This window comes from Pseudomonas sp. 05T35, from assembly GCF_056396605.1.
Map to the genome: position 1 here is coordinate 1 of NZ_JBFTLU010000048.1, position 20,207 is coordinate 20,207.

14 protein-coding genes, 4 tRNA genes and 1 pseudogene are annotated in these 20,207 nt (G+C 58.8%); 10 read left to right on the plus strand and 9 right to left on the minus strand.

Translation table 11 applies throughout. The features are described 5' to 3' along the window. The first annotated feature begins 223 nt into the window (after positions 1–223). Both AC1DH9_RS05750 and AC1DH9_RS05755 read left to right on the plus strand, forming a co-directional pair. Entirely contained in the window at positions 224–1,771 is a 1,548-nt protein-coding gene (locus AC1DH9_RS05750) for a di-heme-cytochrome C peroxidase (RefSeq protein WP_477807911.1), read from the plus strand. A 28-nt stretch (positions 1,772–1,799) separates the two neighbouring features. Next, entirely contained in the window at positions 1,800–2,936 is a 1,137-nt protein-coding gene (locus AC1DH9_RS05755; RefSeq protein WP_427541588.1) for a catalase family protein, read from the plus strand. Positions 2,937–3,076: 140 nt separating this feature from the next. Here the strand turns inward: AC1DH9_RS05755 and AC1DH9_RS05760 are convergent. From AC1DH9_RS05760 to AC1DH9_RS05775, 4 genes are all read right to left on the minus strand, one after another. Continuing rightward, a tRNA-Asp gene (locus tag AC1DH9_RS05760) sits at positions 3,077–3,153 on the minus strand. A 19-nt stretch (positions 3,154–3,172) separates the two neighbouring features. Continuing rightward, positions 3,173–3,248 (minus strand) — tRNA-Val (locus AC1DH9_RS05765). A 186-nt stretch (positions 3,249–3,434) separates the two neighbouring features. Beyond that, positions 3,435–3,511: transfer RNA gene (locus AC1DH9_RS05770), tRNA-Asp, on the minus strand. Positions 3,512–3,530: 19 nt separating this feature from the next. After that, positions 3,531–3,606, minus strand: a tRNA-Val gene (locus tag AC1DH9_RS05775). A gap of 160 nt (positions 3,607–3,766) precedes the next feature. Between AC1DH9_RS05775 and rdgC the strand changes: the two genes are divergently transcribed. From rdgC to sugE, 3 genes and pseudogenes are all read left to right on the plus strand, one after another. Then, the gene (gene rdgC / locus AC1DH9_RS05780) at positions 3,767–4,687 is read left to right on the plus strand and encodes a recombination-associated protein RdgC (protein WP_095147961.1); all 921 of its coding nucleotides are present in this window, start codon (positions 3,767–3,769) and stop codon (positions 4,685–4,687) included. Positions 4,688–4,787: 100 nt separating this feature from the next. Continuing rightward, positions 4,788–5,564 (plus strand): annotated as a pseudogene (locus tag AC1DH9_RS05785) (bile acid:sodium symporter family protein); the annotation flags it as partial. A gap of 118 nt (positions 5,565–5,682) precedes the next feature. After that, positions 5,683–5,997, plus strand: a complete 315-nt coding sequence (sugE, locus tag AC1DH9_RS05790; protein WP_123580246.1) for a quaternary ammonium compound efflux SMR transporter SugE — start codon at positions 5,683–5,685, stop codon at positions 5,995–5,997. 121 nt (positions 5,998–6,118) lie between these two features. On the opposite strand, the gene AC1DH9_RS05795 is transcribed toward sugE, so the two are convergent. The 3 genes from AC1DH9_RS05795 to AC1DH9_RS05805 all read right to left on the minus strand — a co-directional run bounded on the left by AC1DH9_RS05795 (position 6,119) and on the right by AC1DH9_RS05805 (position 10,580). Next, entirely contained in the window at positions 6,119–7,993 is a 1,875-nt protein-coding gene (locus AC1DH9_RS05795) for an MFS transporter (protein ID WP_427546029.1), read from the minus strand. An 84-nt stretch (positions 7,994–8,077) separates the two neighbouring features. After that, complete coding sequence (locus tag AC1DH9_RS05800; RefSeq protein WP_477807912.1) at positions 8,078–9,229, minus strand: TDT family transporter; 1,152 nt, start codon at positions 9,227–9,229, stop codon at positions 8,078–8,080. Between the two features lie 154 nt (positions 9,230–9,383). Beyond that, the gene (locus tag AC1DH9_RS05805; RefSeq protein ID WP_427546025.1) at positions 9,384–10,580 is read right to left on the minus strand and encodes an MFS transporter; all 1,197 of its coding nucleotides are present in this window, start codon (positions 10,578–10,580) and stop codon (positions 9,384–9,386) included. Positions 10,581–10,670: 90 nt separating this feature from the next. On the opposite strand from AC1DH9_RS05805, the gene AC1DH9_RS05810 reads away from it, so the two are divergent. Continuing rightward, a complete protein-coding gene (locus AC1DH9_RS05810; protein ID WP_427546023.1) occupies positions 10,671–11,210 on the plus strand; it encodes a TetR/AcrR family transcriptional regulator in 540 nt (179 codons plus the stop codon). Positions 11,211–11,350: 140 nt separating this feature from the next. Then, positions 11,351–14,821, plus strand: coding sequence for a hybrid sensor histidine kinase/response regulator (locus AC1DH9_RS05815; protein WP_477807913.1), 3,471 nt, complete (start codon positions 11,351–11,353; stop codon positions 14,819–14,821). Between the two features lie 3 nt (positions 14,822–14,824). On the opposite strand, the gene AC1DH9_RS05820 is transcribed toward AC1DH9_RS05815, so the two are convergent. After that, positions 14,825–16,189 (minus strand): DNA recombination protein RmuC, encoded by a 1,365-nt coding sequence (locus tag AC1DH9_RS05820; protein ID WP_477807914.1) that lies wholly within the window; start codon positions 16,187–16,189, stop codon positions 14,825–14,827. A 175-nt stretch (positions 16,190–16,364) separates the two neighbouring features. After that, a complete protein-coding gene (locus AC1DH9_RS05825) occupies positions 16,365–16,688 on the minus strand; it encodes a sel1 repeat family protein (RefSeq protein WP_427546019.1) in 324 nt (107 codons plus the stop codon). A 1,016-nt stretch (positions 16,689–17,704) separates the two neighbouring features. Between AC1DH9_RS05825 and AC1DH9_RS05830 the strand changes: the two genes are divergently transcribed. The 3 genes from AC1DH9_RS05830 (at position 17,705) to AC1DH9_RS05840 (ending at position 20,108) form a co-directional block, all read left to right on the plus strand. Then, complete coding sequence (locus tag AC1DH9_RS05830) at positions 17,705–17,929, plus strand: hypothetical protein (protein ID WP_007898912.1); 225 nt, start codon at positions 17,705–17,707, stop codon at positions 17,927–17,929. A 278-nt stretch (positions 17,930–18,207) separates the two neighbouring features. Continuing rightward, positions 18,208–18,690 (plus strand): hypothetical protein, encoded by a 483-nt coding sequence (locus AC1DH9_RS05835; RefSeq protein ID WP_019693082.1) that lies wholly within the window; start codon positions 18,208–18,210, stop codon positions 18,688–18,690. Between the two features lie 146 nt (positions 18,691–18,836). Next, positions 18,837–20,108, plus strand: coding sequence for an OmpP1/FadL family transporter (locus AC1DH9_RS05840; RefSeq protein WP_427530391.1), 1,272 nt, complete (start codon positions 18,837–18,839; stop codon positions 20,106–20,108). Positions 20,109–20,207 lie beyond the last annotated feature (99 nt).

The following is a 20,207-nucleotide window of genomic DNA, read 5'->3' on the forward strand; positions in this document are numbered from 1 at the left end:
AGCTTATCAGGCCGCCACGACCAATGGCTACCGGCATGAGAGCAGGAAAGCTCCGATAAGTTCAGGTCTTTCAATGCATTTTGCGAGTGCTGGTCATGAAGCTTCTGTCAGCTTCTTCTCAGTGCAATAAACGCCGGTTCCTACAGCGTCTGGCGTAATGGCCACTTGCCGCGTACTCGGAGCTAAGGCATAACAAGGCTATAAATCGACAAGGATGTTTAAAGTGCGCCTCTTGATCCGTGTGCTGTTACTGATAATCACCCTGCTGGTAGTCRCTCTGGCGGTGGTCCTGTATTACGTCGCCAACCCGAAGCTGCCGGCCTATACGCCGGTCGAGCAGGTGAACTACCTCGAGCAGTGGGACGCCGCCGACCGCCAGACCTACTACTTCACGCCGCAGGGTACGCAGGTCAAAGGCCTGCGCTACAACTGGTTCACAGCACTTGAACTGCCGTTCTCGGAGCAACGCTTTGCCGCGCCGGAATACCTGGCGCGTTTTGGTTTTCTGGTGGATCCCGCCCAGAAAGCCACGCCGAACAACCCCGGCAACCTGCCCGTCGGCTTCGCCCGTCATCAGAACCCTGGCAGTAAAGAAGAGTTTCTGGATGTTACCTGCGCCGCCTGCCATACCGGCGAGCTGCGCTTTAAAGGCCAGGCAATACGCATCGACGGTGGCTCGGCGCAGCACGTATTGCCTTCCAGTGTCCCCACTCTGCGCGGCGGCAGTTTCGGTCAGGCATTGGTCGCAAGTCTCGCCTCGACCTACTACAACCCCTGGAAATTCGAACGCTTCGCACGCAACGTGCTGGGTCAGGACTATGACGCCCAGCACTCACAACTGCGCCAGGACTTCAAAACGTCGCTGGATACCTTCCTGCGCGCTGCCTGGAATGACACCCACCGCGGCCTCTACCCCACCGAAGAAGGCCCGGGCCGTACCGACGCTTTCGGCCGTATTGCCAATGCCACTTTCGGCGACGCCATTTCGCCGAACAACTACCGAGTAGCCAACGCGCCCGTGGACTACCCGCAGCTGTGGGATATCTGGAGTTTTGATTGGGTGCAATGGAACGGCTCAGCCCAGCAACCCATGGCGCGCAACATCGGCGAAGCCCTGGGCGTCGGTGCGACGCTGAACTTCTTCGATGCCGCCGGCCAGCCGCTCAAGGGCGATGATCGCTACCCCTCCAGCGTGCGAGTACGTGACCTGCAACTGATCGAAGAAACCCTGAAGCGACTCAAACCTCCGGCCTGGCCCGAAGCATTGCTCGGCAGCATCGACAAACCGCTGGCCGCCAAGGGCCGCACGTTGTTCGCCGAGAACTGCGCCGGTTGCCATGTACCGAACGTGACGGTGACCAATGGTCGGCCTGAACAGAAACTGAAAATGCTACCGGTGGACGTCATAGGCACCGACCCGGGGGCCGCCAACAACATCGCCGACCACCGTTTCGACCTGAGCGCGCTCAAATGGGACCTGGCCGAACTGGCGAAACTGGACGTCAAACTGCACCCGACGCCTGCTGGACCGCTGGACCTGAACAAACTCTCGGAATACGACCCGCAGCACCTGGGTTATCGCACTGAAGCCTTCAGCAACGGTTTCGAGTTCGACACGCGAATCACCGGCAACCACAACGGCGGTCACGAATTTCGTGCAGGCGAACGGGGCAACGGGGTCATCGGCCGTCTGCTGCAACCACAAGAGCGCTGGGCGCTACTGGAATACCTGAAGGTGCTCGGCGGTCCTTTGGAATCGCAATTGCCATGACCATCACCGCAGCAAAAAGGATTCGCGCATGTTGATCACTCTTTGGCTGCGCATTGGCGTACTACTAGGCAAAGCCCTGCTGCTTCTGTTGGGACTCGGCTTGCTGGGCTGGGCAGTGGCGACGGGCTGGTTCGCCTGGCATCACAGCGGCCCGGTCTCTGCCAACGAGCGCATTCCGGCCGGTGAAGCAGCAATGACCCAGGAGATCATCCAGACCGCCGTGCACATCGTCGACCAGCACCGCGAAAACACTCGCTTCCTGCGCGATGCCCACGCCAAGGCGCATGGCTGCGTAAAGGCCGAGGTTCAAGTGCTGGCCGACCTGGCGCCTGAACTGCGTCAAGGGGTCTTTAGCGAAGCCGGCAAGACCTGGCAAGCCATCTTGCGACTGTCCAACGGTAACGCCTATCCGCAATTCGACAGCGTCCGCGATGCCCGAGGCATGGCGATCAAATTGCTTGATGTACCGGGAACGCAGCTACTCAAGGATCAGCAGAGCCGCAGCGAGCAGGACTTCGTGATGTTCAGCCATCCGAACTTCTTCGTCAGCAATGTCGCCGAGTACCGTCAGAACGTCGCAGCCCAGGCGGATGGCAAACAGGTCATGGCGTTCTTTCCGAGTTGGGATCCGCGCAGCTGGCAGGTTCGTCACCTGTTTATTGCCTTGGCGACGCTGGCGCCAGCACCGGCCAGCCCGACCCAGACCACTTATTTTTCCGTCTCGCCGTATAAATTCGGTACGGCCAACGCCAAGTTTCGCGTCGCGCCAGACCCCGACAGCTGCCCCAACTACACCCTGCCTGCGCAAAATCAAGCGCTGCCAAACTATTTGCGCAGCGCACTGAATCAGCAGCTGTCGACGGATCGTGTGCCCGCGTGTTTTGTCTTGCAGATCCAGCGCCAGGACCCGACCAGGTACATGCCGATCGAAGACACCAGCATCGAATGGCGTGAAAGCGATGCGCCGTTTGAAACCGTGGCGCGGATTCAGATACCCGCCCAGGACTTCGACACGCCAGCGCTGAACCTCCGATGCGATAACCAGTCCTTCAACCCCTGGTTTGGTCTGGAAGCCCACCGCCCTATCGGCGGTATCAATCGGCTACGCAAAGCGGTGTACGAAGCGGTCAGTGATTACCGGCACGCGCGCAATGCCGAGCAGTAGTAACCCATAAACGAAAAAAGCGACCAAGGGTCGCTTTTTTATCGGGGACTATGACTTGATAAAACCCCAGACAGCAAAAAGCCCGCATTAAGCGGGCTTTCTGTGGTGACCTGGCGTTCAGTGTTCCAGGTTACCGAATATGGCGCAGCGGACGGGACTCGAACCCGCGACCCCCGGCGTGACAGGCCGGTATTCTAACCGACTGAACTACCGCTGCGCGTAGCGTTGAAAGTAAGTGGTGGGTGATGACGGGATCGAACCGCCGACATTCTGCTTGTAAGGCAGACGCTCTCCCAGCTGAGCTAATCACCCTTTACCTTCGTTGCGGGGCGCATTGTGCCACAAAAATTCATAACGTGCTGATTTAATTAAGAAAAATATTAAAAAAGCTGAATTTCAATGAAACAGTGCACATCGCATGGAACTCTTACAGCAAAAAGCCCGCGTTAGCGGGCTTTCCGTGGTGACCTGGCGTTCAGTGTTCCAGGTTACCGAATATGGCGCAGCGGACGGGACTCGAACCCGCGACCCCCGGCGTGACAGGCCGGTATTCTAACCGACTGAACTACCGCTGCGCGTAACACTGAATGCGAATGGTGGGTGATGACGGGATCGAACCGCCGACATTCTGCTTGTAAGGCAGACGCTCTCCCAGCTGAGCTAATCACCCTTCACGTTCGGTGTGGCGCGCATTCTACGGAGCAGCCCCACCTCTGGCAAGCACTTTTTAAAATAATTTTTTCAGGCCTTCCAAAGGCTTAGCTGAGGGTTGGCCTATGACGCTGCGCGGAGAATAATGCCCCCCTTTGTATAAAGGAGAGACTCACCCCATGTGGTTCAAGAACCTGCTTATCTATCGCCTGACCCAAGATCTGCCTTTTGATGCTGAGGCGTTGGAAACTGCACTGGCCACCAAGCTGGCGCGCCCATGTGCAAGCCAGGAGTTGACCACCTACGGTTTCGTCGCGCCGTTTGGCAAAGGCGAAGATGCCCCTCTGGTACATGTCAGCGGAGACTTCCTGCTGATCGCCGCACGCAAGGAAGAACGCATTCTGCCAGGCAGCGTCGTGCGCGACGCAGTCAAGGAAAAGGTCGAAGAGATCGAAGCCGAGCAAATGCGCAAGGTCTATAAGAAGGAGCGTGATCAGATCAAGGATGAAATCATCCAGGCGTTCCTGCCGCGCGCCTTTATCCGTCGCTCGTCGACCTTTGCCGCCATCGCACCGAAACAGGGGCTGATCCTGGTCAACTCCGCCAGCCCGAAACGCGCCGAAGACCTGCTTTCGACGCTGCGTGAAGTAATCGGCACGCTGCCGGTACGTCCGCTGACTGTAAAAATGTCCCCGACCGCGACCATGACTGAGTGGGTCACCACCCAGAAAGCCGCTGACGACTTCTTCGTACTGGATGAGTGCGAACTGCGCGATACCCACGAAGACGGCGGCATCGTCCGTTGCAAGCGCCAAGACCTGACCAGCGAAGAAATCCAGTTGCACCTGAGCACCGGTAAAGTGGTCACTCAGCTGTCCCTGGCCTGGCAAGACAAACTGTCGTTCGTCCTCGACGACAAGATGGTGGTCAAGCGCCTGAAGTTCGAAGACCTGCTGCAGGATCAGGCAGAACAGGACGGTGGCGATGAAGCCCTCGGCCAACTGGACGCCAGCTTCACGCTGATGATGCTGACTTTCGGCGACTTCCTCCCGGCGCTGGTTGAGGCGTTGGGCGGTGAAGAGACTCCGCAAGGGATCTAAAGGCTTGTGATCTCTACTGTGGGAGCGAGCCTGCTCGCGATAGCGGAGTTTCAGTCAACATCMWTGTTGWATGTCAGTCCGTCATCGCGAGCAGGCTCGCTCCCGCCATCCGTGGCGCGTGGCACTGGGCGTGGTCGCACATTTCGTGATCATGCCCGGCGTGGCATGGTTGCTCTGCCAGGCGTTTCACCTGCCACCGGAAATCGCCGTCGGGGTGATTCTGGTCGGTTGCTGCCCAAGCGGCACCTCGTCGAACGTGATGACCTGGCTGGCCCGCGGCGACTTGGCGCTGTCGGTAGCGATTGCCGCCGTCACCACCCTGCTCGCTCCGGTGCTGACACCCGCCCTGATCTGGTTACTGGCCTCGGCCTGGTTGCCGGTCTCGTTCATGGAACTGTTCTGGTCGATCCTGCAAGTGGTGTTGCTGCCGATCGTGCTCGGCGTAGTCGCCCAGCGCCTGCTGGGAGATCGGGTGCGCCACGCGGTAGAGGTGCTGCCTCTGGTTTCAGTGGTGAGCATCGTGATCATCGTCGCCGCCGTTGTCGCGGCGAGTCAGGCAAAGATTGCCGAATCCGGCCTGCTGATCATGGCTGTGGTGATGCTGCATAACAGCTTTGGCTTCCTGCTGGGCTACTTCACCGGACGCGTGTTCAAACTGCCGCTGGCGCAACGCAAGTCCCTGGCACTGGAAGTCGGCATGCAGAACTCCGGTCTGGGCGCGGCACTGGCCAGTGCCCACTTCTCGCCACTGGCAGCGGTGCCGAGCGCGCTATTCAGCGTTTGGCACAACATTTCCGGGGCGTTGCTCTCGACGTACTTCCGTCGAATGAGCGAGAAACACGACCGCGAACTGGCCGCCCAACAAGCAACCGACTGACCCTGTAACTTGATCCTCAGGTTAATAGTGGGCACTATACTGCGCATCGCGAGGACGACCTCGCGGCTCGTTCAAGTTATTAATCTGGGGACGACCCCGTCAATCGATGGAGGTCTTCATGCCTTGGATCATTCTGTTTTTCGCTGGCCTGTTTGAAGTCGGCTGGGCCGTTGGCCTGAAATACACCGACGGCTTCAGCCGCCCTCTTCCCACCGTCCTGACTGTCGGTGCCATGGTAATCAGCCTGGGTCTGCTGGGCCTGGCCATGAAGGATCTGCCGTTGGGCACTGCCTACGCAATCTGGACTGGCGTCGGCGCCGTGGGCACGGTTATCGCAGGGATCATCCTGTTTGGTGAATCCATGGCGCTGTTCCGCCTGGCCAGCGTCGCGCTGATCATCGCCGGGTTGGTCGGGCTCAAAGTCAGTACTTAGGCCTCTACCGCCATCATCGGAACGCCGCCCGGAGCAAGCTCGCTCCCACATTGGTTCTGTGTCGTTCACAGATCAAGTGTGGGAGCGAGCCTGCTCGCGATGAGGCCGACCAAAACACCCACTATCTAACGGTGCCACGCAACTCGCCGACCAGCGCTTGCAACTGCGCAGGCTGCGCGACTTCAACCGCCACCGCCGGCCCGGCCACCAGGGTCACCCGTGACCAGAGACGGTGGAACAAGCCCTTGTTCGGATCGCGGCTGAAAAAGCTGCCCCACAACCCTTGCAAGGCCAATGGAATCACCGGCACCGGTGTCTCTTCCAGTATCCGCGTCAGCCCGCCTTTGAACTCATTGATCTCGCCATCGGCGGTCAGCTTGCCTTCGGGGAAGATGCACACCAGCTCACCATCTTTCAGGTACTGGGCGATTCGCTTGAAGGCCTTTTCGTAAATCTGGTTGTCTTCCTGGCGCCCGGCAATCGGAATGGTCCCCGCCGTACGGAAGATGAAGTTCAGCACCGGCAGGTTGTAGATCTTGTAATACATCACAAAGCGAATCGGCCGACGCACTGCGCCACCAATCAGCAAAGCGTCGACGAACGACACGTGGTTGCAGACCAGTAACGCCGCACCTTCATCAGGAATCAGCTCAAGGTTACGGTGCTGCACGCGGTACATGGAATGGCTGAGCAGCCAGATCATGAAGCGCATGCTGAATTCGGGAACGATGCTGAAGATGTAGGCGTTGACGCCAATGTTCAGCAGCGACACCACCAGGAACAGCTGGGGAATCGACAGCTTGACGATGCTCAGCAGCACAATCGAGACAATCGCCGAGACCACCATGAACAGTGCGTTGAGGATGTTGTTGGCCGCGATCACCCGCGCCCGCTCGTTTTCGGCAGTGCGCGACTGGATCAACGCGTACAGCGGCACGATGTAGAAACCACCGAAAATCCCCAGCCCGAGAATATCGAACAGCACCCACCACGTATGAGCGAAGCCAAGCACTTCGATCCAGCCATGACCTTGAACGCTTTGCGGGATACCCCCGGAGCTCCACCAGAGCAGCAAACCGAACACTGTCAGCCCAAAGGAGCCAAACGGCACCAGTCCGATCTCGATTTTGCGTCCAGAGAGTTTTTCGCAGAGCATAGATCCCAGCGCGATACCGACCGAGAACACCGTCAGAATCAGCGTCACTACGGTCTCGTCACCGTGCATCCACTCTTTGGCGTAGGCCGGGATTTGCGTCAGGTAAATCGCCCCGACAAACCAGAACCACGAGTTACCGACAATTGAGCGCGACACTGCGGGCGTTTGCCCCAGTCCCAGGCGCAGAGTCGCCCAGGACTGGCTGAAGATATTCCAGTTCAACCGCAGTTCAGGAGTGGATGCCGCGGCGCGTGGAATGCCGCGGCTGGTCAGATAGCCCAGCACCGCGACACCGATGATCGCCGTAGAGACGATCGGTGCGTAGTGACTGGACGACATCATGATCCCGGCGCCAATGGTCCCGGCCAGAATCGCCAGGAAGGTGCCCATTTCCACCAGACCGTTACCACCCACCAGCTCTTCTTCATGCAGGGCCTGCGGCAGGATCGAGTACTTCACCGGGCCGAACAGCGCCGAGTGGGTGCCCATGGCGAACAGCGCCACCAGCATCAGCGACAGGTGATCGAACAGGAACCCGACTGCGCCGACCGCCATGATCGCGATTTCACCGAGTTTGATCAGACGAATCAGCGCGTCCTTGGCGAACTTTTCACCGAACTGTCCGGCCAGCGCCGAGAACAGAAAGAACGGCAGGATGAACAGCAGCGCACACAGGTTGACCCAGATCGAACGGTCACCCTCGATGGTCAGCTTGTACAAAATGGCAAGGATCAACGACTGCTTGAAGATGTTGTCGTTGAACGCCCCGAGGGACTGCGTAACAAAAAACGGCAGAAACCGCCGCTTGCGAAGCAAGGTGAACTGCGAAGGGTGGCTCATCTTCCATGTCCCTGTGTGGCTTGGATGCTCTTATTGGAATGTCGTACCGCGATCCAGGCCACAACCTTACCTAAACTTTGCGAATTATTTCGCTAATCCGGCAATACACGGCGAAACAAACAACTCACCGCGCCAGGCGCCTTGAACGGTGCGCTTGGAGACGATCAGCCACATGATCGCCAGTGCGACCACCAAAACGCTGCCAAAGATACTGAAAAAAGTCAGGTTCAAGGTGCCTGCCAGCTTCAGCGTGGCCAGCGAATAGACGCCCAACGGGAAGGTAAAACCCCACCAGCCGAGGTTGAAGGGAATTCCACCACGCAGGTAACGCAAGGTGATCAGCACCGCCATCAACATCCACCACAAGCCGAAGCCCCACAGCGTAATGCCTGCGATCAGGCCCAGTCCGGCGGCAATTTCACCGATTCCCGGCAAACCGTTGGCGGCGAAAATAGCCGGCGCATCGCTACCCAGCAACAACATGCCCAGCGCCCCGGTACCGATCGGCCCCAGCGCCAGCCAGCTCGACGCGGCCATGTTTTCGTGGGGCAATTTGTGCAGGGCCATACGCAGCAGCAGGATGGTCAGGATGCTGAACGCCACCGGCAGCGAGAACGCCCACAGCACGTAGCTGGTCACCAGCACCACCAATTGCGAGTGGGCATCTGCCAGATGCGGCGCAAGCAAACCACCGCTCGCCGCCGCGACTTCTGCAGCCACCACCGGTAGCAGCCAGACGGYGGTCATCTGGTCGATGCTGTGCTCCTGACGGGTGAACATCATATACGGGATCAAGACGCCGCAGGCCAGCGACATGGCGACATCCAGCCACCACAGCACCTCGGCCAGGTGCACAACGCCCTCCCCCCAACGCGGCAGACCAAACAGCAGGAAGCCATTGATGATGGTCGCCAGGCCCATGGGAATGGTGCCGAAAAACATCGAAACCGTGGAGTGGCCGAAAATCCGTCGCGCTTCATCGAAGAAAAACGCCCAGCGCGCGGCGTACAACCCGCTGAACAGCAGGAACAGGAAAATATTGAACATCCACAGGCCTTCAGCGAAGGCATGCAGGCCAGGGACAGACACCGGCAATTGGGCGAGCGCCAAGGCCAGGACCCCGGTACCCATGGTCGCGGCGAACCAGTTCGGGGTGAACTGACGAATCGCTTCGCGAGGGTGCTGCAAATGGCTCAAAGGCCGGTTAGCGGTTTTGTTGCTGTTGGGGCATTGCATCGTGAACTCCTGTCCTCGAGTGAGGTAGAGCTCATGGTAGAACTGAATCGAATATCTATATAACGGGTAATTTCTCTAACTGTTATCTGTTTTACAGATATAGGTATTAAACACTGCTGCCCGTATCACTCCGACTGGGAACGCCTCTGTCACGTTAAGGATTATCCGCTACCCCACAGAGCTTGGCCGGCCGCTGACGCATCAACCCCAACAACGCCCCCAACGACAGCACGATCAATACCGCGCCATAGCCATCGGTGGTGGCGATCAGACCGAAGGTCCGGGTCAGGTTGCCTGCCAATAGCGACGGCAGGCAGAACGCCAGGTAACTCAGCACGTAGAACGCCGACATCAACCCCGCGCGCTCATGGGGCAAGGCCAGCGGTACCACGCTGCGCAAGGCACCGAGAAAACCGGCACCAAAACCACTGCCAGCCACCAGAGTGGCGAAGAAAAACAGCGGCAGACTGGCGCTGTGCACGGCGCTCAGAATCAGCGCGATGCCGATCGCCAAGCAGCTCGCGCCCAAGCGCAGGACTTTGTCTGCCGGGCGCTTGCGCAACGAGAAGATCATCAATGCGCCGCTGACCGTCAACACGGCCACCAAACCTCCGCCGATCAGGTTGGAGGTCGAACCGGTCGCCGTACGAACCAGCGATGGCGCCAGTGACAGGAAGAAGCCGCCCACCGCCCAGACCGCCACATCCACCGGCAGCGCCAGCCACAGCGCCCGTCGTGCCTGTGGCGGCACATGCAAGGTCGGGCGTAGCGACGCCCAGGCGCCGGGTAGTCGACTGACACTTTCTGGCAGACGCCAGACGTACAGGGCTTGCAGCAGGAACAACCCCAACAGAATCCAGTAGACCAACTGCAACGGTTGCGGTGCGTACTCCGCCAGCAATCCACTGCCCAATGCGCCAAACGCCATGCCCAGAAGCGGCGCAACGCTATTCACCAGCGGGCCTTGCTGCCGGTCAGTATCGAGCAACGCCGCACCGAGTACGCTGGTGGCCATGCCGGTGGCAAACCCCTGAAGCACCCGCGCAGCGATCAGCCAAGCCACACTGTCGGCATTGATAAACAGCAACATCGCCAGCATATCCAGCAGTAACGCAGCGAAGATCACCGGTTTGCGCCCCAGATGATCCGACAACGAGCCGACCGTCAGCAGCGCCGCCAGCAGGCTAAAGGCATACACCCCGAAAATCAGCGTCAGGGTTGCCGGAGAAAACTGCAGCGCCTCCTGGTACAGGTGATAAAGCGGTGTTGGTGCACTGGAAGCGGCGAGAAAACTCAGTAAGGTGATCGCCAGGAACACCAGGCTGGAACGGTTTGAGACAGAACTGGACATGGGCACACTCCGCAAAAGCTAATTTTTTGCTTTACGGAGTGTGCTACTGGCTTCGGCTTAAAGCAAATTCTTTGTGTTAAGGTTCGACGCATGGCTATTAAAGAAGGTTTACGCCCGGGCGGCCGTAGTGCCAGGGTGCAAGAGTCGATTCATTCGGCAGTACGCGAACTCCTCGAAGAACAGGAGCGCTCGAGCGTGACCGTGCCGCAAATCGCCGCCCGCGCAGGCGTTACGCCGTCAACGATCTACCGACGTTGGGGTGACTTGTCGGCACTCTTGGCCGACGTCGCGCTGGTACGCATGCGTCCTGACAGCGAACCCGCCAACACCGGCAGCCTGCGCGGCGATTTGCGCGCCTGGGCCGAGCAGTATCTGGACGAAATGAGCTCGGAGCCCGGCCGCAACATGATGCGTGACGTGCAATCGAGCGCCACGCCGGGGTATTGCGTGAGCATTCTCAGCGGTCAGTTGCAGACAATACTGGACCGCTATCCGAATGAGCCGAAGCCCAGTGTCGACCGATTGATCAACATGGTGGTGGCGCCGACGGTGTTCCGCATCCTGTTCGCATCGGCGGCGCTTGAGGTTGAAGAGTTGCATCGCTTGATCGACATCGCACTGGCCCCGTAGCTGCCGCGCAAACACGGTACGTATCCACCCTGCGACACCCCGCCGCGCCACGACCTTGGTCGACACTGACTAACTGAAGTGGTCGTGCGAGACTGTAATACCGGGTCTGCGTCCCGGGTGTCTTTATGCCTGGAGTTACCATGTCGCTGTCCAGCGGACTGATCGCCGCCGTCGCCCTGGCCTATATGGCCGTCATGTTCGCTATCGCCTTTTACGGTGACCGGCGCAGCGCACCGCTGCCACCGCGTATGCGTGCCTGGGTGTACAGCCTGTCGCTGGCGGTCTACTGCACCAGCTGGACGTTCTTTGGCGCTGTCGGTCAGGCCGCCGAACAACTCTGGTCGTTTTTGCCGATTTATCTGGGGCCGATGCTGCTGCTGGTGTTCGCGCCGTGGGTCCTGCAAAAAATGGTGATGATCAGCAAACAGGAAAACATCACCTCGATTGCCGACTTCATCGCCGCCCGCTACGGCAAGTCGCAATCGCTGGCAGTGGTGGTGGCACTGATCTGTCTGGTAGGCGTATTGCCCTACATCGCCTTGCAACTTAAAGGCATCGTCCTGGGGGTCAACCTGTTGATCGGCGCAGGTCYGGATGCCATGGGCACCCGGGCCCAGGACACGGCGCTGATTGTGTCGCTGATTCTGGCACTGTTCACCATCGTCTTCGGCACCCGCAACCTCGATGCTACAGAGCACCACCGTGGCATGGTGCTGGCGATTGCCTTCGAAGCACTGGTCAAGCTGCTCGCCTTCCTCGCCGTCGGCGCCTTCGTCACGTATGGTTTGTACGATGGCTTCAACGACCTGTTCGATCAGGCCATGCTCGCACCACGCCTGGAGGAATACTGGAAAGAAACCGTCAATTGGCCATCGATGGTGGTGCAGACGGGCGTGGCGATGATGGCGATCATCTGCCTGCCACGACAGTTCCATGTGACTGTGGTGGAGAACATCGAACCGCACGATTTGCGCTTGGCGAAATGGGTATTCCCGGCTTATCTGGGATTGGCCGCACTGTTCGTGGTACCGATTGCGCTGGCCGGGCAAATGATGCTGCCAAGCTCGGTACTGCCCGACTCCTTCGTGATCAGCCTGCCACTGGCCCAGGCCCACCCGGCACTGGCGCTGCTGGCGTTTATCGGTGGCGCATCGGCCGCCACCGGCATGGTGATCGTTGCCAGCGTGGCGCTGTCGACCATGGTTTCCAACGACATGCTGCTGCCATGGCTGCTACGCCGGAAAAATGCCGAGCGGCCGTTCGAGGTGTTCCGCCACTGGATGCTTTCGGTGCGTCGAGTGAGCATCGTGGCGATTCTGCTGCTGGCCTATGTGTCCTATCGCCTGCTCGGCTCGACCGCCAGCCTGGCCACCATCGGACAGATCGCGTTTGCCGCCGTGACCCAACTGGCGCCGGCGATGCTCGGCGCGCTGTACTGGAAACAGGCCAACCGCCGCGGAGTATTCGCCGGTCTCGCGGCGGGGACTTTTCTCTGGTTCTACACGTTGATTCTGCCGATCGCCGCCAACAGCCTGGGCTGGTCGCTGCACAGCTTCCCTGGGCTGGGCTGGCTGCACGGCAATCCGCTGAACCTGCCGATTTCCCCACTGACCCAAGGCGTGGTGTTGTCACTGGCCGGTAACTTCACCTTGTTCGCCTGGGTGTCGATGCTGTCCCGCACACGGGTCTCGGAACACTGGCAGGCCGGACGCTTCATTGGCCAGGAAATCAGCACACGGCCGAGCGCACGCTCGATGCTGGCGGTGCAAATCGACGATCTGCTGCAACTCGCGGCACGTTTTGTCGGCGAAGAACGGGCACGCCAGAGCTTCATCCGCTTCGCCTACCGCCAAGGAAAAGGCTTCAATCCGAATCAGAATGCCGACGGTGAATGGATTGYCCACACCGAACGCCTGCTCGCCGGTGTACTCGGGGCGTCATCGACCCGCGCCGTCGTAAAAGCCGCTATTGAAGGTCGGGAAATGCAACTCGAGGACGTGGTGCGAATCGCCGACGAAGCCTCGGAAGTGCTGCAATTCAACCGCGCCTTGCTGCAAGGCGCGATCGAGAACATCACCCAAGGCATCAGCGTGGTCGACCAGTCGCTGAAGCTGGTGGCCTGGAACCGTCGCTACCTTGAACTGTTCAACTACCCGGACGGCCTGATCAGTGTCGGCCGGCCGATTGCCGACATCATTCGCTATAACGCCGAACGCGGCCTGTGCGGCCCCGGCGAAGCGGAAGTCCACGTTGCCCGGCGCCTGCACTGGATGCGCCAGGGGCGCGCCCACACCTCGGAGCGGTTGTTCCCCAACGGCCGGGTGATCGAGCTGATCGGCAATCCAATGCCGGGCGGCGGGTTTGTCATGAGTTTCACCGACATCACCGCGTTTCGCGAAGCCGAGCAGGCGCTGACCGAGGCCAACGAGGGCCTGGAGCGACGCGTCGCCGAGCGCACCCATGAACTGTCGCAACTGAACATCGCGCTGACCGAAGCCAAAGGCACCGCCGAGGCGGCCAACCAGTCGAAAACCCGTTTCCTTGCAGCCGTCAGCCACGACCTGATGCAGCCATTGAACGCCGCGCGGCTGTTCTCGGCCGCCCTCTCCCACCAGAACGAAGATCTCTCCCCCGAGACCCGGCAACTGGTGCAGCATCTGGACAGTTCGCTTCGCTCGGCCGAGGACTTGATCAGTGACCTGCTCGACATCTCGCGCCTGGAAAATGGCAAGATCAACCCGGATCGCAAGCCATTTGTGCTGAATGATCTGTTCGACACCCTCGGCGCCGAATTCAAGGCACTGGCGCAGGAGCAAGGGCTGAAATTTCGCCTGCGCGGCAGTCGCCTGCGGGTCGACAGCGATATCAAATTGCTGCGGCGGATTCTGCAAAACTTCCTGACCAACGCCTTCCGCTACGCCAAAGGCCCCGTGCTATTGGGCGTACGGCACAAGGGCGATCAGCTGTGCCTGGAGGTCTGGGACCGTGGCCCGGGGATTCCCGAAGACAAACGCCAAGAGATCTTCGAGGAGTTCAAGCGCCTCGACAGCCACCAGACCCGCGCCGAAAAAGGCCTGGGCCTGGGTCTGGCGATTGCCGACGGTTTGTGCCGGGTGCTGGGTCATCAACTGCAAGTCCGCTCCTGGCCAGGCAAAGGCAGTGTGTTTAGCGTCAGCGTGCCTCTGGCCCATGCTCAAACCTGTGCGCCCGGGACCACTGCCAAGCTCAATGGCCGGCTGCCGACGGGCGCGCAGGTGCTGTGTATCGATAACGAAGACAGCATTCTGATCGGCATGAACAGCCTGCTCTCGCGCTGGGGCTGCCAGGTGTATACCGCGCGCAATCGCGATGAGTGCACTGCGCTGCTCAGCGATGGCATGCGCCCGCAACTGGCATTGGTGGATTACCACCTCGACCATGGCGAAACCGGCACCGAACTCATGGCCTGGCTACGCTCTCAACTCGGTGAGCCGGTGCCTGGCGTGGTGATCAGTGCTGACGGGCGACCGGAGATGGTTGCCCAAGTGCATGCAGCAGGCCTGGAATACCTGCCGAAACCGGTGAAACCGGCGGCATTGCGCGCGTTGTTGAGTCGGCATTTGCCGTTGTAGGCGCTACTCCGGCAACTCGGCCAAGCCATCGACATCGGTCATCGCCCGCTCCAGCAGATCGGCCGGCAAGCTCTTGCTGGCCCGTGCGCCGAGCAATTTAAGCTGTTCGCTGCGGCTGACCAGATTGCCGCGGCCTTCCGTCAGTTTGTTGCGTGCGGCGCTGTAGGCTTTATCCAGTTGCTGCAAGCGATTGCCGACCTCGTCCAGGTCCTGAATAAACAACACGAACTTGTCGTACAGCCAGCCCGCGCGCTCGGCAATTTCCCGGGCATTCTGACTCTGGCGCTCTTGCTTCCACAGGCTGTCGATGACGCGCAACGTGGCCAGTAAGGTGGTCGGGCTGACGATGACGATATGGCGATCGAACGCTTCCTGAAACAGATTCGGCTCGGCCTGCAATGCAGCGGAAAAAGCCGCCTCGATGGGCACGAAAAGTAATACGAAATCCAGGCTGTGCAGACCGTCCAGGCGCTTATAGTCCTTATCGGACAAGCCCTTGACATGATTACGCAACGACAGCACATGCTGTTTCAGCGCCGCCTGGCCAATCGCATCGTCGTCAGCCGCCACGTATTGCTGATAGGCCGTCAGGCTGACCTTCGAGTCGACCACCACCTGCTTGTCGCCCGGCAGATAAATCAGCACGTCGGGCTGGAAACGCTCGCCATCCGGGCCTTTGAGACTGACTTKAGTCTGGTACTCGCGGCCCTTCTCCAGGCCTGCGTGTTCCAGCACTCGCTCGAGAATCAACTCGCCCCAGTTGCCTTGGGTTTTCTGCCCCTTGAGTGCTCGCGTGAGGTTGGTCGCCTCGTCGCTCAAGCGCAGGTTCAGTTGTTGCAAACGCTCCAGTTCCTTGGCCAGCGAGAAGCGCTCGCGAGCTTCAGCCTGATAACTTTCCTCGACGCGCTTCTCGAAGGATTGAATGCGCTCTTTCAGTGGGTCAAGCAATTGGCCCAAACGCTGCTGGCTGGTTTCGGCAAAGCGCTGCTCACGCTCATCGAAGATTTTCCCGGCGAGCTCGGCGAACTGCGCCCGCAGCTCATCCCGCGAGCCTTGCAGGTCGCTCAGGCGTTGCTGATGGCTTTCCTGCTGCTCACGCAGCTCGGCATTCAACGAGGCGGCCYGAGCGTCCAGCCGCCGCAACTCGGCCTCTTTACTGCTGCGCTCGAGGTTCCAGGCATGAGCCGCATCACGAGCGTTGTCGCGCTCGATCTGCAACAGCTCGACTTCACGGCGCACGGCAGCCAGATCGGCTTGCTTGGCGGCATTGGCCTGACCCAGGTCGCTGATTTCATCACGGCAGGCATCGAGTTGCGCATTCAGACCGTCCTGCGCCAGTTGTGCAGTACCCAAGCGTTCTTCAAGCAGCGACAGCTCGGACTGCGCGGTGCTCAGGCGCCGCTGTAGCTGCCACGCCAGCATCAATAACGGTAGCGCAGCACCCGCCAGACCGAGCAACACACTGGTCACGTCCATAGCCATGACGACTCCTGCCGATGAATTAAAGCGCGAAGGTTAACCAAGCCGTCGGGGCTTGGACAGCTCAGTCTTCGATCTGACCGAGTTCCTGCCGGGCACGCCGGTCGCCGGCACGTGCGGCCTGACGCAGCAGGTCCTGGCCAATGCGCCGATCTCGGGCATTGCCGCATTCGCGGCACATCAATAGCCCCAGACGACTTTGCGCAGCCACCACCCCTTCACGGGCTGGAGCCTTGAGCAAACGTCCGGCGAAATGTTTGATGTTGGGGTTGTCGCCCAGACGTGGGCTGTCAAGCAACCATTCAGCGACTCGAATCGAAAAGCGCTTGGGTGGCGTAACATCTGAGGCGATGGAGGTAACAGAGGTTGGTACTGAGCGAAACTTCATAAAGTACTGTGGGACGAATCGGAAGGCGCGCCACTCTACTCTTTTTTTCGTACGGGTAAAGTCGAAAAAAGCCTGCACGCCCGTCCTAGAGCAAGCGCTCGGGACAATCCACAGAAGCTGTGGATAACTCAGTGGACAACCCGCCCTGAACTCGCCAGAAGCCCTGTGGAATGGGGCTCGCAGTCAAACTGACGATTTTTTCACCAGTAAAAAAAAGCGATGTTTTTCATTGACTTAAATTTCCACTACAGGCACCCACTGCGCTTGAAGGTGAAATGACAGGCCGGTGACAGTCCACGCAACTAATGTGCACAAGTCCCTTTGAGGTGGTTATATCACCGCCCTTTTTTCGTGCGTTTTGCAGTCAATCCGTCACAACGAGCCTCACTGTACCTGCGTTTCAAGCGAGGTGAGGCTCATACCGCTGGACACCTGGCGACCCAATTGTGTGCTTTACTGTTGCCGCGACGTTTTACCCGCGACTGCAGATGCGCCAGGCACGGCAATTTCCCGCCAGCGAGCAGAGCGATTCAAGCATCAGTAAAAGTTTTTGCCTAACACACTTCCTTTCTCGAATTCAATCCGTTACTATCCGCGGCGTTAGTACCAAGCTGAAAGTCAATTCTGGTCGAACAACTCCTGCGGTATACCTTCCCTAAAGAGAAGCCTCTACCGACATCACGGGACCGACCACCTCGATGGTTTCCAGGTAACGCTTGCGACAACACTGCCTTTGAATCGAAAGCAAAGGGTGTTGCGAAGCTCACTTACTCTGACCGAACCAACCTGCAAATTGATCAGGATCTTCACCCCGGGCCCAGAACCTCTGCCCTTGATGTGTTGCCTGCCCTCCTAAGTACCTACCTGCCGGCCCAAGCGCGCAAAAATCATAGCGCTTCAACTGGCTGCTTTGTTCCAGTCGGGTTCTTCGTTCGATCAATGGTGATCGTCGTTACTGGAACGTTTTAACGTTGCACGGTTCTTATCCGTGTCATTTGTAGGAACACCCAATAACCATGTCTACTCAAATCCACACTCAGGATGCCATTCGCACCCTAACCAACGCTTTTGCTCCAATGAACTGCCTGATCATGGCTGCTCGCAAAGGCTGCTTCAGCTTCACTCTGGTCAATGAACACGGCATCGCTCGTCACAGCGAACGCCTGTACCCCGATCAATACTCCAGCGCCGAGCCGCTGCAGGCCGTGATCGAGCGTACCCGTCAGGCACTGGTTGCCTGATACGCCAGAAAGGCTGAAAACATCAAAAGCCCTGCCTGAAAAGCAGGGCTTTTTATTGCCTGATATTTCTCCATTCGCTGTACCGGCTTAAGCACCAAGCGATATAACGGTTATAACTCGGTGCCAGAAATATTTTAAAAACAGGCCTTTACGGCACGAATATGACACTACACTTCAACTCAAGCGGCTTGATCCGCTTCCGGCGATCCTGAGTCGATCCACAGCTGCCAAGCCCACCCAGTCAGGAATCGCCGCCCACTTCACGTTTCGAGGGCTTTATGGGTATCGCCGCCAGCGAACTGTGCCGTTATGTGATCCGTCCGACATTGATTTACCTCGGACGCCACAGCACGATTGCCGAATCCCTGCTACTGGGTGTTGCAGCCAGTCAGTCCGCTCTCGGCTCCGCCCTGCATGACCGCCGCGGGCATGGTCTGTACCGGATTGCCGAACCTCGTCACCAGGCGCTTTGGGATCACTACCTGGCGCTGGACCCGGAACGCGCCAGCCTGGTTCGCGGCCTCGCCAGCCAGCACGCGTTCCTCAGCGGTCCGCACCTCGAACTGACCGTCAACCTGCGTTACGCCACCGCCATCGCCTGGCTATTGATAGAAGAACAGAATACCCCGCTCCCCGAAGCCGATGACCTGCTGGGCATGGCCAGAATCTGGCGCCAGACCTTCCAGCCGCAAGGTCGTCTGCGTGACTTCACCTGCGCCTGGCAAACCTGTGTATCACCGCTGAATCAGATCGCCTGCTAACCGGGCAATTTGCAAGATCGCGCATTATAGGTGCGAATCTGGTCTGATTGTCCTACAAAAGCGCTCTATCTCAAGCCATCCAGCCTATAGCGCTCAAACGAAAATGTTGGTAATTTTCGCCCCGGTGATCACCAGGAGTTCTAATAATGAAAAGAGTAATGCTCAAAACCACCCTTAGCCTCGCCGTTACCTTGGCATCCACCCAGATCTTCGCAAGTGGCTTTGCCCTCAACGAACAGAGCATCAGTGGGATGGGGACTGGTTTTGCGGGACGCTCTTCGTCCGCCGAGGATGCGAGTACTGTATTTGGCAACCCTGCCGGTATGTCGCGTATCAAGCGCCAGGAAGTCACTGGCGGGCTGGCAGCTATCGACGCTTCGAGTGATATCAAAGACGCCCACGGCGCCCATCCGGGTACCAACAAGGGCGACATGGTGCCATTCACAGCCGTTCCGATGGGCTATTACGTCAAACCGATCGATGATCACTGGGCATTTGGCCTCGGCGTCTATGCACCTTTTGGTCTGATTACCAACTATGAAAGTGGCTTCCAGGGCGGCGGCTTCGGCAGCAAGAGTGAAGTCAAGGTTGTGACCTTCCAACCTACCGTCAGCTATGCCTTCAACGACAGAGTATCGATCGGTTTCGGCCCGACCATTAACCGTATTGGCGGCACTCTCGAGTCGGATGTACCTCTTTTTGGCGATACCCACGTCAAGATCAAAGGCGACGACACCGCTCTGGGCTATAACTTCGGTGTTCTGGTACAAGCAACCGATACCACCCGCCTCGGCCTGACCTATCACTCGAAAGTGAATTACAAGCTCGAAGGTCATACCGATATCACTGCAGGCGCCAACGCTCCTTCCGCCTTCCTGCAAAGCAATCGATACGACGCTTCGCTGAAAATCGAAACGCCTGAATCGGTCGACTTCTCCGTGACGCAACAACTGACAGATGCGTGGACCGTGTATGCAGGTTCCACCTGGACCCGCTGGAGCCGCCTGAAAAACATCACCGTCAATAACGAAGGCGTCACTGCGGCACAGGGCGGTGTATTGTCCCCAGCCTTGTTCGGCACCATTACGGAAGAGCAGAACTGGCACAATACCTGGGCCTACGCCATCGGTACTTCCTACAAGTTGAACAAGCAGTGGATATTGCGCACCGGCCTGACCTTTGACCAGTCGCCTACCAACAATACTGACCGCTCACCACGCATTCCTACAGGTGACCGCACTATCTTCAGCCTTGGCGCTGGCTACAACGTCACCGATGATCTGACCATCGACGTCGCCTATTCCTACCTCAAGGAAGAAGCTGTCACGGTGAATCACTCCAACGCAGTAGACAGTTACAGCGCCAAGTACGAAAACAGCTCCAATGGTTTTGGTGTCGGCGCGACCTACCGCTTCTGATTCACTGCGAGCCTGAACAGCTCACTGGCTGAATTGAAAAAGCCCCGCGCTCTTGCACAGACGCGGGGCTTTTTAGTGGGTGTGACTCAGCAAGCACCC

What these genes read in the sequence shown, in the direction of transcription:
- AC1DH9_RS05755 (WP_427541588.1), top strand. Translation starts at nt 1,800, where the DNA reads ATGTTGATCACTCTTTGGCTGCGCATTGGCGTACTACTAGGCAAAGCC.
- rdgC (WP_095147961.1), top strand. Translation starts at nt 3,767, where the DNA reads ATGTGGTTCAAGAACCTGCTTATCTATCGCCTGACCCAAGATCTGCCT.
- sugE (WP_123580246.1), top strand. Translation starts at nt 5,683, where the DNA reads ATGCCTTGGATCATTCTGTTTTTCGCTGGCCTGTTTGAAGTCGGCTGG.
- AC1DH9_RS05795 (WP_427546029.1), bottom strand. Translation starts at nt 7,993, where the DNA reads ATGAGCCACCCTTCGCAGTTCACCTTGCTTCGCAAGCGGCGGTTTCTG.
- AC1DH9_RS05805 (WP_427546025.1), bottom strand. Translation starts at nt 10,580, where the DNA reads ATGTCCAGTTCTGTCTCAAACCGTTCCAGCCTGGTGTTCCTGGCGATC.
- AC1DH9_RS05810 (WP_427546023.1), top strand. Translation starts at nt 10,671, where the DNA reads ATGGCTATTAAAGAAGGTTTACGCCCGGGCGGCCGTAGTGCCAGGGTG.
- AC1DH9_RS05825 (WP_427546019.1), bottom strand. Translation starts at nt 16,688, where the DNA reads ATGAAGTTTCGCTCAGTACCAACCTCTGTTACCTCCATCGCCTCAGAT.
- AC1DH9_RS05830 (WP_007898912.1), top strand. Translation starts at nt 17,705, where the DNA reads ATGTCTACTCAAATCCACACTCAGGATGCCATTCGCACCCTAACCAAC.
- AC1DH9_RS05835 (WP_019693082.1), top strand. Translation starts at nt 18,208, where the DNA reads ATGGGTATCGCCGCCAGCGAACTGTGCCGTTATGTGATCCGTCCGACA.
- AC1DH9_RS05840 (WP_427530391.1), top strand. Translation starts at nt 18,837, where the DNA reads ATGAAAAGAGTAATGCTCAAAACCACCCTTAGCCTCGCCGTTACCTTG.